Here is a 16360-nt window from a genome sequence, read left to right on the forward strand (position 1 = left end):
ATAATAAAAAACTATATAGAAAGACCGCATTTTGTATAAAAATATACCTTAAGTTGATGGATGTGTGGTGCTACCCCATGCCCATCAACTTAAGAATGTAGAACTCCCCAAAAAAATTATGAGTTTTTTGTTACAAGTTATCACAAAATTTCGTTTTTGGGTAGTTTTATTTTCTTAGCTTGATGGCGATGAGCGGTACCCCATAAAGGCCCCTGATACATAATTGATGTTCTGCCATTTGTAGAAAACAATCCACTTATACCATTTTAACAAGAAGAAATATCTCGTCCATGTTGTAATATTGGCTTACGTTAAGCTTGTGAAAAAAACATATTCATGTATAATACAATTGATGTATGATGCATTAGTTGTAGGAGGGTGACCTATTTGAAAAGAGAAGATGCCTTAAAACTAAGAACGGATATTAAGAAAATGATTATAATAACTGGGGTTTTTGAATCTCAAAATTTGCCCAATGGACCATTTGAAAAACCTTTACCAACTTCTCAAATGATGGCGTTAGAGGAACTAGAGGTGGAAAAATTAACTGTTTGGCAACTATCCAATAAACTTAGATTAGAGACTTCAACTGTAAGTAGATTGGTAGATAAGTTAGTAAAAAAGGGGCTTGTTTATCGTGAAGTAAATGAAAAAAATAGAAGAGAACTTTTTCTGCACCTCACAGAAAAAGGTCACATAACTGTTAATTGCTTAAGAGAGCAATCCATTACATTTTATCAAAGTATTCTCAATAATTTATCAGAATCAGAACAAAAAATAGTTGTGGATGGTTTTGAATTATTTATTGATTCTATTTCTAAGTCTTTTGATTAGAGTGAGGTAAGTCATAACATTTGGAGGATAAAATGAGTTTGCATTTTGAACGTCCTATTATTGAATTAAAAGAGAAATTTGATGAATTAAAGAAAATTATGAAAGAAAATAATGTAGATTTATCGTCAGAAATTCATGAATTAGAAAAACGTTTAAATAAAATGCAAGATAAAATTTATTCTAATATTACACCTTTTCAACGAGTTCAAATTGCAAGGCTACGTAACCGACCCACGACATTGGACTATATACCTTTATTGTTTACAAACTTTCTCGAACTTCATGGTGATCGATTATATGGTGATGATAAAGCAATGATAGGTGGTATTGCAAAATTTAAAGGAATGCCCGTTACGGTTATTGGTCATCAAAGAGGTAGAAATACAAAGGAAAGTATAGAAAGAAATTTTGGAATGGCACATCCAGAAGGTTATAGAAAAGCGCTAAGACTTATGAAACAAGCTGATAAATTTAATCGCCCTATTATTACATTTATTGATACAATAGGCGCCTATCCAGGGATAGGGTCTGAAGAACGTGGAATTTCTGAAGCGATAGCTCGAAATCTATTTGAAATGACTACACTTAAAGTGCCAATTGTTTGTATTGTAATTGGAGAGGCATCAAGTGGTGGAGCTCTTGGCATTAGTGTCGGTAACCATATCCATATGTTAGAGTATTCATGGTACTCGGTGATTTCGCCAGAAGGAGCAGCATCTATCCTATGGAAGGACGCTAAGTATGCTCCAGAAGCTGCTGAACATATGAAAATTTCAGCAAAAGATTTAAAACATTTAGGAATTATTGATGAAATCATTCCTGAAATTAAAGGTGGAGCACAAAATGATATAAAATCACAGGCAAAAATGATTGAATCTGTAATCGAATTATCTCTAAAAAAATTGATACTATTATCCTCAGAAGAGCTTATACAACAGCGGTATGAAAAGTATAGACAAATAAAGAATTATAAATGAAAATATTTAAAGTCCGTATTACATTTCGGAGGATTCTCGCGGAAAAATTTTAAATATTTTGTAAGTAACCTCTTAAACTGGGATATGCTGATACTATTACTCTACAAAAGATGTGTGATCGGTATGGAAAAGGAAAATTTGTTCAAATGGAAGCATTATCACATACCCATCAACTTAAGAAATTGATTGTTCCCCAAAACGAAAAAATGAGCTGAATTCTCATAAATAATTGTAAAAAGGTGAAAATTTCGTTATGAGGGGGATCACAAAAGCTTAGGTTGATGGCAATGGGGTACCGCCACATCGCTATCAAGCTAAACTTCTGAAATATCCCCAAAACGAAAATTTCATCCTTTCATAGTTGTCCATAGGATCTTAGGGTGATTTTCATTTTTGAGAAGAATACATTTCTCGAATTGATGGCAATTATGGAGGGGTAAAAATAATGTTACGATGTTTATAAAAAATATGCGAAGAAATATGTTAATAGATTTTTTAATAATATTCATATAAAATACTATTTTGACTTAGATTAAACTTTGTTTCAAACAAACATTAAAATTTATTTTAAAGAAAGGGAAATATGGTAGAAAATGAAAGCAAATATTAAAATTATTGAAAAGCTTAAAGAAGAATCTTGTACCTTCTACATTCACAAAGTAACATCTTTTATTCTAGATATGGTATCAACACTAGAGAATAGTTCTGATAACTATTTAATAGTTAATTCAACTCACAAAGGTGAACAAGAAAAAATTTCTTGCTCAACTGTTATTTATTTAGAATATCTTGAAAGGAAGATTTTTGTTTATACAAAAGAAAATATATTTGAGATAAAAAGTCCTTTATATAAATTACAATCTGAACTTCCAGATAATTTCACTAGAATTTCAAAAACTATAATTATCAATATTCATTTTTTAAACAAATTCTCCGCTAAAGCAAACGGAAATTTGGAAGCACTGCTTTCAAACAGAGAAAAAGTAATTGTATCAAGAAAATATGTTTCTTCATTAAAAAACAGCTAAAAAACCATTCCCGATAACCACTTATGTATTGATTTTTACCACTTATGTTTAAAAGCATTTCTTTATATCTCCTTTGATGTAAATATTAATAAAAACAAAGGAGGATATACAATGTATACTATGATTAAAGAAGTATTTATAAGAACTCCATTATGGGTATGGATATTATTATTCATTTTAATAAAAAGGGGTATTGCTATTTCTCAAGAAAGACCAATTAATTTATCTAAAATGTTCCTTGTTCCCATGATTTTTATGATATGGGGGTTAGATAAAATTATCACTAAATTTTCTTACTTAGGATATTGTTTAATAAGCTATACGATTTTCATTCTTCCAGGTATTATGATTGGATATTTGTTATATGTAAAATATCAAATTTTCTTCAAACAAGAGACGGTTACTTTCAGGAAGAAATGTTACCTTCCATTAATAATTATATTGATTAATTTCTTTGTAAAATATCTCTTAAATGTAACTTTAGGAATGTATGCATCATTTTATGATGATATTTCGTTTAATATAATTTATTCTGCCATAAGTGGACTATCTGTAGGTTTATTTTTTGGCGGAATATTCTACACATTTTATATACAATCAAAATTAAATAACCTTATCTTAAAATCATAAAAAAAGAAGGGAAAGACTTTATTGAAACTAAAAAAACGACTGTATACAGGTTTAGGAACTGGTTCATTTATATACATGATAGTTTTACTATCAAGAAACTATAACATATCTATTACACGAGCTGAGATAATAAGTGTTCTTATAATCTCAGCTTGTGCAGGCATTTTTACATTCATTTTTGATATTGAAAAAATCAGCTATTTGTTCGCCTTGGTAATCCATTTTTTCATGATGATTATAGTTGTCTTTCTTATATCTACATATAACCATTGGATAGAAATATTCCCAACTGCTGATTTTCTTGAAAGTATAGTTTTAATATATGTATTTTCTTGGTTAATATCATTTTTAAATACAAAAAAAGATGCTAAAGAATTAAATATGTTACTAAAAAATAAGAAAAACATTTAAAGTGTCCTTCTTATAAGAAGGATTATGGTAATTAATCAGGTCGCTTGTTTAACAAAAACAACCCTTTTTACGTATGTAAACTTTGGTTAGTTTACGTTGTCTTCCGTTTTCGAACCTCATGTCATCTACGTTTACAATAGGATAGCTACATGAAAATAAAAAATAAGTAAAAAAGTGGAGGATGATTTGTCTAAAAATATAGAATTTTTAACAAAAATTCATAAATATGTTATATAATGATGTTAACAAACTATATTTTAGGCATTACCCCCGATTGTGTAGAATAAATAATTTTTCGATGAGCTAAAGTATTTGGCTAAAAGAACTTGTAGCGGGGCCTTGCTACAAGTTCTTTTATTTTTTCAGTAAAGGAAAATAAGAAAAAAGAAGGGGACACGAGTATGATCGGAAACTTAAAGAAAGCAGCATTGAATTCGTTAGATGGGAAATGGGGGGTAGGTATAGGAGTATCAGCTTTATTCTATTTTGTACCAACCTTAAGTGCATCAGCAATCGCCTTTTTTATGTATTTAATATTTGTACTGTTTATCGGGATAATTGGTCCTGATGCATTATTTATTTATTCAATAGGTGGGCAACCACAAGTAGATCCGGTAGCACTTGCTGCACTTATTCTAAGTTATATTGGTTTATGGGGGGTATGTTTCCTAATTTACAGTGTCATTCAAGGTATCTTTAATTATGGATATTCTGTTTTTACTTTACACTTAGGGAAACAAGAAGAAGTTAAGGTAGACGATGTATTTTCAGGATTTAAAAAGAAGAATTTGTTTAAATCAATGAAGTTAGGTTTAATGCAAGCTATCTTTATTTTTTTATGGAGCCTATTATTTATTGTTCCAGGTATTATTAAATATTTTTCTTATTCCATGTCGTATTACATATTAGTTGAGAATCCTGATTATACAGCAAGTGAAGCATTGAGAGAAAGTAAAAGAATAATGAAAGGACAAAAGCTAAAGTTATTTGTTCTTTGGTTATCATTTATAGGTTGGTTTTTATTAGCAGCATTTATCGGAATGTTTACATTTAATCTATCATTTATTTTTATTTCTCCTTATTACAACACAACTGTCTCACATTTTTACTTAGATTTAGTTAAAAAGCAGGATATTGGAGAAGCGAAGGTAAGTATATAAATAGGAAAAAAGTATGTTTAAGGTGAAAAATATTCGTAGTTGAAAGTGGATATGTGTTTAAGCATATCCACTTTTTAATATTATATTAAAAGTCTTAAGCTACTGGTTATTGTGATTTGGATAAGGATACCGCAAACGTGTTGCAAGTTAGATGGAATAGGTGTAGCACTACATCACTTGTAAGCTACGGTTATAAAATCCTCCTGAACAAAGAATATCCCTTTACAATTACTTATGAGTATTTAGTTCAGCTTTATCAAGCATATACTTACCTACTGTTTGCTTTTTATATATTATAGTAAAGACAGAAATCGGTTATGGCTATAATTCTATATAGGCTTTTTCTCCACCTGGAATCTTGAATGTATTTACATCAAATTCTTTAATTATATATATCTTTATCGCTTCAAAATCCTTACCAAAAGCGAGAGATGGATTTTTTAAGAAATATATTATTTTTTCCTTGTCATAGATTCGGGCTGTAATTATTTCTTTGTCCGAGTGAAACGATAAATTGACTCCTTTGTAAAAATATTCGTAATATCCCTCTTCATCCTGCTCACTCTTATCTTCAAAAGGAACAGATTCAATATAATATATAGTGCTATTTACATTTATTGATTTCATATAGCGTTACTCCCTTTTCAAGAATATCCATAAGAAATTATATAGTCTCTGTGTATTATACCAAAAATAGGGAATCTACTTTTGGAATTGTAAATAATATATAGGATCAAATTAAAATCTTTATATTATTTTTCATATTAGGGGTCGCCATATGTGCCCATCACTTAAGAATTTAAACCCTCAAGATGAAAATTTTGTGTATTTTTTACAGAAAACAACTAATTTTTCATCTTGGGGGTATTTGCTTTTCTTATCTTGATGGCAATGGGGTCCCGCCAACAAGATAAGAATTTTGCACGCTAAGCAAAAATACAATAAGCTGTCCATATGGGCAGCTTATATACATAATTCTCGTTATTGGAAGTTATTCTATATTGTTCTTAAATAAACTTAATATTTGTTGAGCATCTGTATCCCTTATTATATAATGTTCGAGATTTTTTTGTTCTTCATTGTCTTGACGAGCAATTACAACTTTTTTATTCTCTAGCCAAATTAAATATGTTTCACTGGAACTATCTTGGTAATTTACATTCATTTGATAATCAATATTTGCTTTGGCCTCATCATCTAGCAAAAGAGGAATAACTCTTTCTCGATCCTTATCTATTCCTGCATGTTCCATAGATTTAATAATTTGATCAAACTCTAGATTTATAGCTGTTTTTTTATTTTTTACCTTAGTTGATATAAGCTCAATTTTCTTTATTTCCTTTCCTTGAAAGAAAATTTGTTTGCGATTTTCCTCTTGTTGTATTGAGGCAGTTTTTACTTTTGGTTGTTCAGTAGTAGATGTACTACCAGTGTTTGTCTCAGTCGAACAAGCGGATAAATATAGGAATAATGATAAGGTCAGAAATGATATATTTTTATTCATAAATTAACTCCTTTTTTTATGGATAATATTCTCTTTCGCCATGTAATAAACCTTTTTAAAGGGGAGAAGCTATCTACTCTTCGTATGAATACCTTATACACTTGAAGTTAACATAACGTCTCATTGTCGGTAGCAAGTTTTTCATAGAATCCTTGTTTTTACTAAATTTTTTGTCTCTATGTCTATCTATCACTTATACAAGATTTTATACATCATTGATATAGCGGAGATTCTAGGGATCTTCGCTATTCTTTTTCGCATAAAATCTTGTATAAAAAAGTAGTTAGACTAGTGTGTTTTACTCCAATTCATTTCAAAATATAATTGGAAATTCATCTTTAAATTAAAAAAAGAAGGGGTTACCTATATATATTAATAACTTCGAAATATTGTATAACAGATAATTTTTATTGTGCTAACGAATCAGGATAGTGTGGCGACCGACCAACTAAATAGTTGCTTCTCCTCAATTATTAGAAGGGAAGTTCTATCATTTCGCGAATTTATTAGACATAGATGAGTGCTATAATTTTCTATATTTACATAAAGAGGTGACTACGCATGAATCAAAGACCGTCAGAAGAAGAATACGCCGGGAACTCCGGTGAATATATCCGTTTGGTGCCGGACGGTAACATCATCAACATTCTGCTCGCCCAGGAAAAGCAAATGACTGAGCTCCTGGCATCGTTGACCGAAAGCCAGGCCGCATATCGGTATGCGGAAGGAAAATGGACGCTGAAAGAAGTCGTGGGCCACATTGCAGACGCGGAACGCGTCATGACCTACCGCCTGCTCCGGTTCGCAAGAGGGGACCAGACGCCTCTGACCGGTTTCGATCAGGAATTGTTCCTACCTCCTTTCGGAAGCTGGACAACCGCGCAATTGGCCGAAGACTACCGGGCCGTAAGGCAATCAACGATCACATTGCTGCGCGGGCTACCGGCTGAGGCATGGAATCGTAAGGGCACAGCCAACAACCTAAGCATTACGGCACGCGCCCTCGCGTACGGCATCGCAGGACACGAACTTCATCACATGGGAATCATCCGAAACCGGTACTTGAGTTAATCGTCGGCTGAGATCTTTGAAATGGAACAAACACCTCTCATACAATCTTAGATACCGTTCTTATTGGGGTCCCGCCCCACAACCATCAACTTAAGGATTTAGACTATTTTTGAGATTAAAAGCACGTTACTATTCTCTTATGTTAATGAGAAAGGGTGACGTGCTTTTTATGAATATGCACCAAAAACAAGAGTTATCTTTATTTGCCGAAGAGTTATATCGATTTTTCTCATTTGGGGGTATTTGTTTTTCTTAGATTGATGGTAATGGGGCACTACTTTATAATAATCAAATTAAAAGTTAAATAGTTATAGAGACTCCATTACTAGGAAATATTGTAACTATTAAGTTGTAAAAAGAACCGTAGTTTTTCATTTTTGAAAAGGAGATGGTCCTTTTTAGTTGTAGCAAAGATATAATGCGAGGAAGTTTTTTCTAAATCAAAAAAAATTGATGAATTAGTTGCATAAAGAACTAAACAGCATATATACTATAAACATCAAAAAAAGTTGATGAAGGGAAGTGAACTACAGTGGCACAAGATTTCCAGCTCTATGAGAAAAAGTTTAAAGCGTTGGCGGATCAGAAACGTTTAGAAATCATGTATGAGCTTTGCCAGCGGGGTCAGACGTGTGTATGTGATTTAACAGAAGTTTTTGAAATGACACAATCTAAGTTGTCCTATCATTTAAAGATTTTATTAGATGCAGGTTTAATTGTAAAAGAAACAAAGGGTACGTGGAGTTATTATGATTTAAATGATGCGGAAGTGAATAATTTATTATCAGAAGAATTGTGCTGTATCTTTAGAAAAACAGGCAAAGGTAGCTGCTGTTAAAATTTTGCGTTATTAATCAAAAAAAATTGATTAATGATATATAAAGAGGAGGAATAATGTATGAGATATGTTCACGTCGGTATAAACGTTACGAATTTAGAAAAGTCTATTGAATTTTATGAAAAGGTATTTGGTGTATCACCAGTTAAGGTGAAAACGGATTATGCAAAATTTTTATTAGAAAATCCAGGTCTTAATTTCACGCTGAACGTACGAGATGAAGTGAATGGAAATCAGGTAAATCACTTTGGTTTCCAAGTGGATACAACTGAAGAAATTACATTACATAAAGAACGATTAGAAAAAGAAGGTTTCTTTGCGCGTGATGAGATGGATACGACTTGTTGCTATGCAGTACAAGATAAGTTTTGGGTAACGGATCCCGATGGTAATGAGTGGGAGTTCTTTTATACAAAAGCAGATAGTGATGTTCACAAAATAGAAGATTCATCTTGTTGCACGACTTCAAATGAGGTAGCTAAAAATTCTTGTTGTTAATAGGAGATGGAAAATAAAATGAAACGTTTATCTTTTCTAGACCGATATTTAACACTATGGATCTTTCTAGCGATGGCTGTTGGGATTGGTTTAGGGTTTGTGTTTCCTAGTGTAGTAGATGGACTAAATACATTACAGGTTGGAACGACGTCTATTCCGCTGGCTGTTGGTTTAATTATAATGATGTATCCACCGTTAGCGAAAGTTCGCTATGAGGAAATGGGCCGAGTATTTAAAGATGTAAAAGTGTTAGTTCTATCTTTAGTACAAAATTGGATTATTGGTCCGGTACTTATGTTTGTTTTAGCAATTATTTTTCTTCCTGATAAACCAGAATACATGGTTGGTCTCATTATAATTGGGTTAGCACGTTGTATTGCAATGGTCATTGTTTGGAACGATCTTGCCGATGGAGATAAAGAGTATGCGGCAGGTTTAGTTGCTTTTAATTCGGTATTCCAAATGCTCTTTTTCTCAGTTTATGCATACGTATTTGTAACTGTAATTCCAGAATGGTTAGGGATTGAAGGTGCTATTGTCGATATTACAATGATAGAAGTAGCAAAATCAGTATTTATCTATTTAGGAATTCCTTTTATAGCAGGTATGTTAACACGCTTTGTACTCGTTAAGTTAAAAGGAAGACAGTGGTATGAAAAGGTGTTTATACCGAAAATTAGTCCACTTACATTACTTGCATTGCTATTTACGATCATCATTATGTTCTCTTTAAAAGGGGAGATGATTGTTAGCGTGCCACTAGATGTAGTAAGAATAGCGATTCCGTTATTAATCTATTTTATTGTAATGTTTTTTGTTTCTTTCTTTATGGGAAGAAAAATTGGTGCAAACTATCCGGTAACAACAACGCTAGCATTTACAGCAGGTAGTAATAACTTTGAATTAGCGATTGCTGTAGCAGTTGGTGTGTTTGGTATTCATTCAGGCGCAGCATTCGCAGCTGTTATCGGACCGTTAGTTGAAGTCCCTGTCATGATTGCACTTGTAAACGTCGCTTTTTGGTTTAAGCGTAAATATTTTAAAGATCAACCAGTATAATTTAAAAACAAAGGCGGAAAACAACATGGAAAATAAAAAGACAATCTATTTCTTATGTACAGGAAATTCATGCAGAAGCCAAATGGCAGAAGCGTGGGGCAAACAATATTTAGGAGATAAGTGGAATGTATATTCTGCAGGAATCGAAGCACATGGAGTAAATCCAAATGCATTTAAAGCAATGAACGAAGTAAATATCGACATAACAAATCAAACATCAGATATAATTGATGCAAACATTTTAAATAGTGCTGATTTAGTCGTTACGCTGTGTAGTCATGCGGATTCTGTTTGTCCATCTACTCCGCCGCATGTAAATCGTGTTCATTGGGGATTTGATGATCCAGCAGGAAAAGAGTGGTCCGAATTTCAACGTGTTCGTGATGAAATTGGTGAACGTATAAAGCGATTTTCTGAAACAGGGGAGTAAATAAAGGAAAGAGTCAATCTTCTATCTTATAGGGGAGTGACTCTTTTTTATTATGTATTTCATTTACTTATCGCATCGCTTTAAAACCACTCTTAGAAATAATACAGAATATTATGTGAAGATGGTAAAGTTTCATTTTATAATTTTTACTTTATTAAAAGTTGATTTGTTAGAAAGGATAATCATTTATTGATATAATGAATGGATGCGTGGCAGGGAATAGATAGAAAGATACTGCTAGTAATTTATACTTCAAATGTTGGGAGATTGGACAGAGTTATGGGGACAGAAAAAGAAATTAGTTCCGCTAAATTAATATGGAAGATGACGCGCCCGCATACATTAACGGCGACGTTTTCTCCTGTAATTTTAGGGACAGTGGCATCACTTTATGTTGCCAAAATTGATTGGCTTTTATTTATTGCGATGATGCTTGCATGTTTAGCGCTGCAAATAGCAACGAACTTATTTAATGAGTACTATGATTTCAAACGTGGATTAGATACCGCTGAATCCGTTGGCATCGGTGGCGGAATTGTCCGTCATGGATTGAAGCCAAAAAATGTGTTAACAGTTGCGCTTTTATTGTATGTCGTAGCAGCATTTATTGGCATTTATATTTGTATGAATAGCAGCTGGTGGTTAGTTGTCATTGGTTTAATTGGGATGGCAGTTGGCTATTTATATACAGGCGGTCCATTACCAATTGCGTACACTCCGTTTGGAGAATTAGTTTCTGGGTTGTTAATGGGGACATGTTTTGTAATCATTGCTTTCTTTATTCAAACGAATACTGTAACGATTGAAAGTGTATTGATTTCCATTCCAATTGGAATTTTAGTAGGTGCAATCAATATGTCAAATAACATCCGAGATATCGAAGAAGATATTAAAGGTGGAAGAAAGACATTAGTAATCCTCCTTGGGAGAGAAAAAGCTGTGGTAACACTAGCGGTAGCCTTTTTCATTGCGTATTTATGGATTGCCGTAATTGTATTAATGGGTTATATAAGCCCTTGGGCATTAGTTATGTTCCTAGGTTTGAGAAAGCCAATTTCTGCGATTCAAAGTTTCCAAAAAGGGGCAAAGGATCCTGGATATATGCGCATCGCAATGAAATCAACAGCGATGACAAATACGATTTTCGGCTTCTTGTTGTCAGCAGGATTATTAATTAGTTATTTGTTTTAAATAACTTAACCCCAATTTCTCGATTTTAGTATAGAGAAATTGGGGTTTTATTTTGAGTTTTTTACGTTATAAACTATTATCATTTGAAATGTATATACCAATAAATTGCAACTTCATCACTTGTCTTATCCAAACCTTTATAAACAAGAAAATCAAACCCACCAATTACAAATCCACATTTTTCATAAAATTTACATGCTGCGACATTATTATTTTGCGTTTCAAGCATGATACCTGGCATATTTCCTTTTTTTGCCCACTGCTTTGCTTGATCAACTAATCTTTTACCAACTCCGAGTGTACGATATTTTTTATCTACCGTTATATCTTCTATGTAAGCATAGTGGTTCCAATTCTTTTTCAATACCATTAATCCAATGATTTGGTTATGTAACAGTGCTATGTAAATGACTTGATTAGGTTTATTTATATATTCATTGTAAGCCAGTTCTTCATTATCATCTTGATTTTGTAAATAACTTTTTTCATAACTTGGAACGTCTTCTACTGTATATTCTATACGTTTATTTCCTTTGGAAAGAGAAAGAATTAACCGAGCATTCACTATAAAACTGTCATCAATCTCCGGGAGATTATCTAAATCATTTGTTTCTAACTCTCTAATTACAAGGTTCATCGGGGCACCTCCACATAATAATATTTCTTCTAGTTCTTCATTTGGTTCAAATGAATTCCAATTACAAAATTATAATAGAATTTCAATAGTACGGCTATCTTTGTATTTTATCTTTATACCAGTATGTTGTTATCTTGATATAAAAATATTGTTTAGAAAGAGTAGTATCTTTTATTTTGGGTGTATATCCAGTTTTCAAATTTAACTGTAGTAGAGAAACAAATATTTTTTTAAAGAGTGGATGCCATACGTTATTCTTTAACTAAATTCGACATTATCTGCATTTTATCTTCACCTTCCTCTATTAATCTATTTATTGTAAACATCAGCTGGAGTTAATGCTCAGCTGTATAAATAATGAATATAAAAATTAATAGGGAAAGGATCGAAAAATAATGAAAGAATCACAAAGTAAGAAAAAAACAAGTCGACTAACTAAGGTAATAATATCTCTAGGAGTTGTTTTAGCAACGACCTTTTTCACCTTCTTTTTAATTGGAAAATGGAACTCTATCCCAGCGAAGGGAATAGCTAACGAAAGTAGTAATCAAGTTAACACGCAACAACAAGAAAAGAAAAAAGAAACACCACCGGCAAAACAGAAAAGACCTGATGGAAAACCGGTAGGAAAGGTTGTTTATTTAACATTCGATGACGGTCCTAGCGAATTAACTGGGAAGTTTTTAGATGTACTAAAAGAGCAAAATGTTGCGTCGACATTTTTTATGCAAGGTAGCAATTTACAAAATACAGGTTTTCAGGAAAACGTAAAACGAGCGGTAAAAGAAGGACATTATATTGGTGCTCATAGTATGACACATAATAGTGATAAGCTATACAAAAAAGGACAATTTGTAACGGAGATGAAAGAAACGTTAGCTCTTATTCATAATATTACGGGTACAATTCCTAAACTAGTCCGTCCCCCATATGGATCTGCACCAGGATTAAAGGGCGAGGACATTCGTAACAAAATTGTAGAAGCAGGAATAAAAGTTTGGGATTGGACGATAGATTCAAATGATTGGAAATTAAAAGATAATCCCATTCAGATTATCGAAAATGTAAAGAAACAGACAACAGAAGAAGTTGAAGTTGTATTAATGCATGAAAAGGCGCAAACATTACAAGCTCTTCCTGAAATTATTAAATTTTATAAAGAGCAAGGGTATGAATTTGGGGTATATAATGACGAGGATCATTTTCGTCTAAACTTCCAAAAAGATCAACGTCTATAGTATAAACATAGTTATTTTAAAAAGGTGTTTTTATTACTAAATCAATAATTAAGCCAAAAGACGATTTCCTATACAATAAAGAAATCGTCTTTTTTTATAAAGTTGACTTTTGGATCAAAAAGGTTTATTCTACTTGTGCAAGTGAATACTTACATTCGGGTTTGGATAAAGATTATGTGAAAGTTGGATGAAACGTGAATGAAATGACAAATACATCAGAACGTATTATTGAGGCTTTTTTAGAATTATTCCGCACTCATGGCTATAAGGGAACGACGACACGCTCGATTTCGGAACTAGCGGGCGTAAACGAAGTAACGATCTTTCGGAATTTTGGAAGCAAAAAGAATATTATGGAAAAAGCTGTCGAATCTTTATCGCGTGATATGGAATTGAATAAATTAATGCCTGGAGAGATGACTTGGAATCTTGAAGATGACTTGCTATCTATTGCAGAAGGATATCTTGCATATATAGAAAAGTTAAAGGATTTAATTTTGATTAGTTTTCAGGAAGCTGAAATGTTCCCAGAGCTCAAAGAAAAAATTGCATTAATTCCTAAACAATTAAAAGATAATTTGGTTTCATATTTCATTGAGATGAGAGAAAAGGGAAAGCTTATTGAAACTGATATGGAAGCTCAGGCGATGAACTTTATTTGGATGAATTTCGGTTACTTTCTTTCTAACTCACGCTTTGGTGACAATTTATTTTCCAATTCAAAAGAGATTTTTTTAAAACATAGTGTCCAACTATTTTCTAGGGGGCTAACTCCCTAGGTCTTTTTTTGTACCTAATGCAAGTAAGTACTTGCTATAATAAAACAACAAGGAGTACGACAATGAAAACTTTAAAAAATTTCTTTAAATTCCCTCCAACATTCATTGGAATTGCAACAGCATTTGCCTTTCTGTTAATTTTCTTTTGTGTGTGGATGACTGCATACGATGGTGTTACGGATCGGGTAAACCAATTAAAAGTCGGATTAGTTAATGAAGATAATCAAATGGGAACCGATATTGAAAAAAGCTTGAAGGAAAATCTACCCTTTAAAGTTAAAAGCTATATCTCGGTAACGCACGCCCAAAAAGATATGGATAACAGGAACTTAGATATGGTTATTCAAATTCCTGCAAATTTCTCAAGCCTATTGAAAGAAAATAATACTACAGAGATTAACTATTTCATCAATCAAGCAAACTCATCTTTGGCAAAACAGATTATGGAAGGCGCGGCAAAGGATATTACGCAAACAGTTAATAAAAATGTATATGCGTATAAACAAAAGCTTATTTCATCTAACCTATCTAACGAATTAAGTACAGTGATGCCGTCAGAAGAATTGGTCCAAAAGTTATCAGAAAACATTACGAAAGCTATGAGTTCATTAAACATTGATTCTGTGCAATCATCTGTCGAAAAAACAAACAATACAGATGGCTTTGCAGCAACCATGATTCCATTTTTAATTGTTCTTGCTTCATGGGTTGGAGCGATGCTTATGAGTTTAAATCTTAATATTGTTGCAACAATATTAAAAAACACGCACGGAAAATGGTCTATATTTTTATCAAGACAAGTTATTAACATTGTCGTATCTGTTATTTTAGCTATTATCACGTTATTATTAATGACCTTATTTAATGTTAAATTGAATACAAGCTTGTTTGAAACATGGATATTCCAAACTCTTGTCTTTTTCTCTTTTTTAAGCGTAACGCAAATGTTTATCGTTCTATTTGGTCCTGCTGGTATGATGTTTAATATCATATCGCTGTCAGTACAATTAGTTACTTGTGGAGTAATTGTTCCAAAAGTGTTACTATCCAATTTTTACCAAATTGTCGGTTCTCTTTTCCCTGGAACTTATGTAGCTGACGGATATCAAACAATAATTTTTGGTGGGGGAAATCTATCACACGATATGAATATTCTTCTTTGCACTTCAATTATTACCATTCTTATAGCGGTGGGGAGAATTATGCTGCAAAGAGATAGTAAAAGTGAATTGATCAAACAAACTGCCAACAGATAAAAAGCTTATATTACATGTGAAGTGCACCCTGATTGCTAAACAAAGTCTAACAATCGAGGGGCACTTTTTTTAGTCAAATTCTCTTAGCGTACGAAATTCGCGTTTTTCTCCGTAGCGAAATAGGGCTCATATGCTCTAACCTCATTCTATTAGTAAATAGCCTGCAATCATTGTCCTCTGTACATGAAATAAATTTGGTTTGTAATATAATCTGAACTAAAATGAAGTCCGTTTTTTATCCACCACATAATGATTCCTACCAATGAAGCGGTTTTAATCTCAATGGCAACATAATCTTCGGGTAGCTCTGTCTCACTATTATTTCTGCGCGTTTCTACTAATTTCTTTATTAATAGAAATAATTGTTCCTCAAAATGATTCATATTAAATAAAACAGATAAATAATTTCGATGAATATATAAATAATCAAGCAATTGTGTTAGCTGTTGTTTTTCTGATAAATTGCTTACGTGTATTAAAGCGGTAATTTTATTAGAAAGTTCGTTTGAAATTTCATCAGTGAGTTGCATGAGTAAATCCTGAATATCTTGATAGTGTAAGTAAAATGTTGTCCGATTTAATCCAGCTTCGTTTGCAATTTTCTGGACTGTTAAATTTGAAATAGTGGATTCCTCTTGTAAAAGGGAATAGACGGCATTTTTAAACATTTCTCTTGAACGAAGTGTACGAGGATCCTCTTTTTTAGATGTAGACATTTTGAAACTCCTTTATAGATTTTTCTTTGACTTTCTCGACATAGCATATTTTCAATGTCGATTAATGAACATTTTTAACAAAATTGTTCATGGTCAGGAATAT

Annotated in this window: 19 protein-coding genes; 15 read left to right on the forward strand and 4 right to left on the reverse strand. The window is 32.4% G+C overall.

Translation table 11 applies throughout. The features are described from left to right. Nucleotides 1-387 precede the first annotated feature (387 nt). The 6 genes from BM089_RS18140 to BM089_RS18165 all read left to right on the forward strand — a co-directional run bounded on the left by BM089_RS18140 (nt 388) and on the right by BM089_RS18165 (nt 5040). The gene (locus BM089_RS18140; protein ID WP_002094076.1) at nt 388-834 is read left to right on the forward strand and encodes a MarR family winged helix-turn-helix transcriptional regulator; all 447 of its coding nucleotides are present in this window, start codon (nt 388-390) and stop codon (nt 832-834) included. Nucleotides 835-866: 32 nt separating this feature from the next. Then, nucleotides 867-1811: an acetyl-CoA carboxylase carboxyltransferase subunit alpha gene (locus tag BM089_RS18145; RefSeq protein ID WP_000052084.1), complete on the forward strand. Its 945-nt coding sequence runs from the start codon at nt 867-869 to the stop codon at nt 1809-1811. A gap of 593 nt (nt 1812-2404) precedes the next feature. After that, nucleotides 2405-2839 carry a LytTR family DNA-binding domain-containing protein gene (locus tag BM089_RS18150; protein WP_090977669.1) on the forward strand — a complete coding sequence of 145 codons (435 nt, stop codon included), beginning with the start codon at nt 2405-2407 and terminating at the stop codon, nt 2837-2839. Between the two features lie 111 nt (nt 2840-2950). After that, nucleotides 2951-3469: a hypothetical protein gene (locus tag BM089_RS18155; RefSeq protein ID WP_061660781.1), complete on the forward strand. Its 519-nt coding sequence runs from the start codon at nt 2951-2953 to the stop codon at nt 3467-3469. Between the two features lie 21 nt (nt 3470-3490). Then, entirely contained in the window at nt 3491-3880 is a 390-nt protein-coding gene (locus BM089_RS18160; RefSeq protein WP_061660780.1) for a DUF3021 domain-containing protein, read from the forward strand. A gap of 401 nt (nt 3881-4281) precedes the next feature. Continuing rightward, the gene (locus BM089_RS18165) at nt 4282-5040 is read left to right on the forward strand and encodes a DUF975 family protein (protein WP_061660779.1); all 759 of its coding nucleotides are present in this window, start codon (nt 4282-4284) and stop codon (nt 5038-5040) included. Nucleotides 5041-5361: 321 nt separating this feature from the next. On the opposite strand, the gene BM089_RS18170 is transcribed toward BM089_RS18165, so the two are convergent. Both BM089_RS18170 and BM089_RS18175 read right to left on the reverse strand, forming a co-directional pair. Beyond that, nucleotides 5362-5667 carry a hypothetical protein gene (locus BM089_RS18170; RefSeq protein ID WP_072938929.1) on the reverse strand — a complete coding sequence of 102 codons (306 nt, stop codon included), beginning with the start codon at nt 5665-5667 and terminating at the stop codon, nt 5362-5364. Nucleotides 5668-6031: 364 nt separating this feature from the next. Further along, nucleotides 6032-6544, reverse strand: coding sequence for a hypothetical protein (locus BM089_RS18175; protein WP_061660777.1), 513 nt, complete (start codon nt 6542-6544; stop codon nt 6032-6034). A 561-nt stretch (nt 6545-7105) separates the two neighbouring features. Between BM089_RS18175 and BM089_RS18180 the strand changes: the two genes are divergently transcribed. The 6 genes from BM089_RS18180 (at nt 7106) to menA (ending at nt 11631) form a co-directional block, all read left to right on the forward strand. Then, nucleotides 7106-7615, forward strand: a complete 510-nt coding sequence (locus BM089_RS18180) for a DinB family protein (RefSeq protein ID WP_001076303.1) — start codon at nt 7106-7108, stop codon at nt 7613-7615. A 532-nt stretch (nt 7616-8147) separates the two neighbouring features. Continuing rightward, nucleotides 8148-8453 carry an arsenical resistance operon transcriptional regulator ArsR gene (gene arsR / locus BM089_RS18190; protein ID WP_000046018.1) on the forward strand — a complete coding sequence of 102 codons (306 nt, stop codon included), beginning with the start codon at nt 8148-8150 and terminating at the stop codon, nt 8451-8453. 60 nt (nt 8454-8513) lie between these two features. Continuing rightward, nucleotides 8514-8951: an ArsI/CadI family heavy metal resistance metalloenzyme gene (locus BM089_RS18195; RefSeq protein WP_001271008.1), complete on the forward strand. Its 438-nt coding sequence runs from the start codon at nt 8514-8516 to the stop codon at nt 8949-8951. A gap of 18 nt (nt 8952-8969) precedes the next feature. After that, the gene (gene arsB / locus BM089_RS18200) at nt 8970-10010 is read left to right on the forward strand and encodes an ACR3 family arsenite efflux transporter (RefSeq protein WP_000826546.1); all 1041 of its coding nucleotides are present in this window, start codon (nt 8970-8972) and stop codon (nt 10008-10010) included. A 25-nt stretch (nt 10011-10035) separates the two neighbouring features. After that, on the forward strand, nt 10036-10440 hold the full coding sequence (gene arsC, locus BM089_RS18205) for an arsenate reductase (thioredoxin) (protein ID WP_016512602.1): 405 nt from the start codon (nt 10036-10038) through the stop codon (nt 10438-10440). A 279-nt stretch (nt 10441-10719) separates the two neighbouring features. Beyond that, on the forward strand, nt 10720-11631 hold the full coding sequence (gene menA / locus BM089_RS18210) for a 1,4-dihydroxy-2-naphthoate polyprenyltransferase (protein ID WP_000536367.1): 912 nt from the start codon (nt 10720-10722) through the stop codon (nt 11629-11631). Between the two features lie 79 nt (nt 11632-11710). On the opposite strand, the gene satA is transcribed toward menA, so the two are convergent. Beyond that, nucleotides 11711-12268, reverse strand: coding sequence for a streptothricin N-acetyltransferase SatA (satA, locus tag BM089_RS18215; RefSeq protein ID WP_001054993.1), 558 nt, complete (start codon nt 12266-12268; stop codon nt 11711-11713). A gap of 395 nt (nt 12269-12663) precedes the next feature. On the opposite strand from satA, the gene BM089_RS18220 reads away from it, so the two are divergent. From BM089_RS18220 to BM089_RS18230, 3 genes are all read left to right on the forward strand, one after another. Then, nucleotides 12664-13506, forward strand: a complete 843-nt coding sequence (locus BM089_RS18220) for a polysaccharide deacetylase family protein (protein WP_061660773.1) — start codon at nt 12664-12666, stop codon at nt 13504-13506. 194 nt (nt 13507-13700) lie between these two features. Next, the gene (locus tag BM089_RS18225; RefSeq protein ID WP_001004645.1) at nt 13701-14285 is read left to right on the forward strand and encodes a TetR/AcrR family transcriptional regulator; all 585 of its coding nucleotides are present in this window, start codon (nt 13701-13703) and stop codon (nt 14283-14285) included. Nucleotides 14286-14347: 62 nt separating this feature from the next. Beyond that, complete coding sequence (locus BM089_RS18230) at nt 14348-15541, forward strand: YhgE/Pip domain-containing protein (protein ID WP_072938926.1); 1194 nt, start codon at nt 14348-14350, stop codon at nt 15539-15541. A gap of 167 nt (nt 15542-15708) precedes the next feature. Here BM089_RS18230 and BM089_RS18235 read toward each other — a convergent pair whose 3' ends face one another. After that, nucleotides 15709-16257, reverse strand: coding sequence for a TetR/AcrR family transcriptional regulator (locus BM089_RS18235; RefSeq protein ID WP_072938923.1), 549 nt, complete (start codon nt 16255-16257; stop codon nt 15709-15711). Nucleotides 16258-16360 lie beyond the last annotated feature (103 nt).

Origin of the sequence: Bacillus sp. 5mfcol3.1, assembly GCF_900114335.1 — a bacterium.
Classification (GTDB): Bacteria; Bacillota; Bacilli; order Bacillales; family Bacillaceae_G; genus Bacillus_A; species Bacillus_A thuringiensis_S.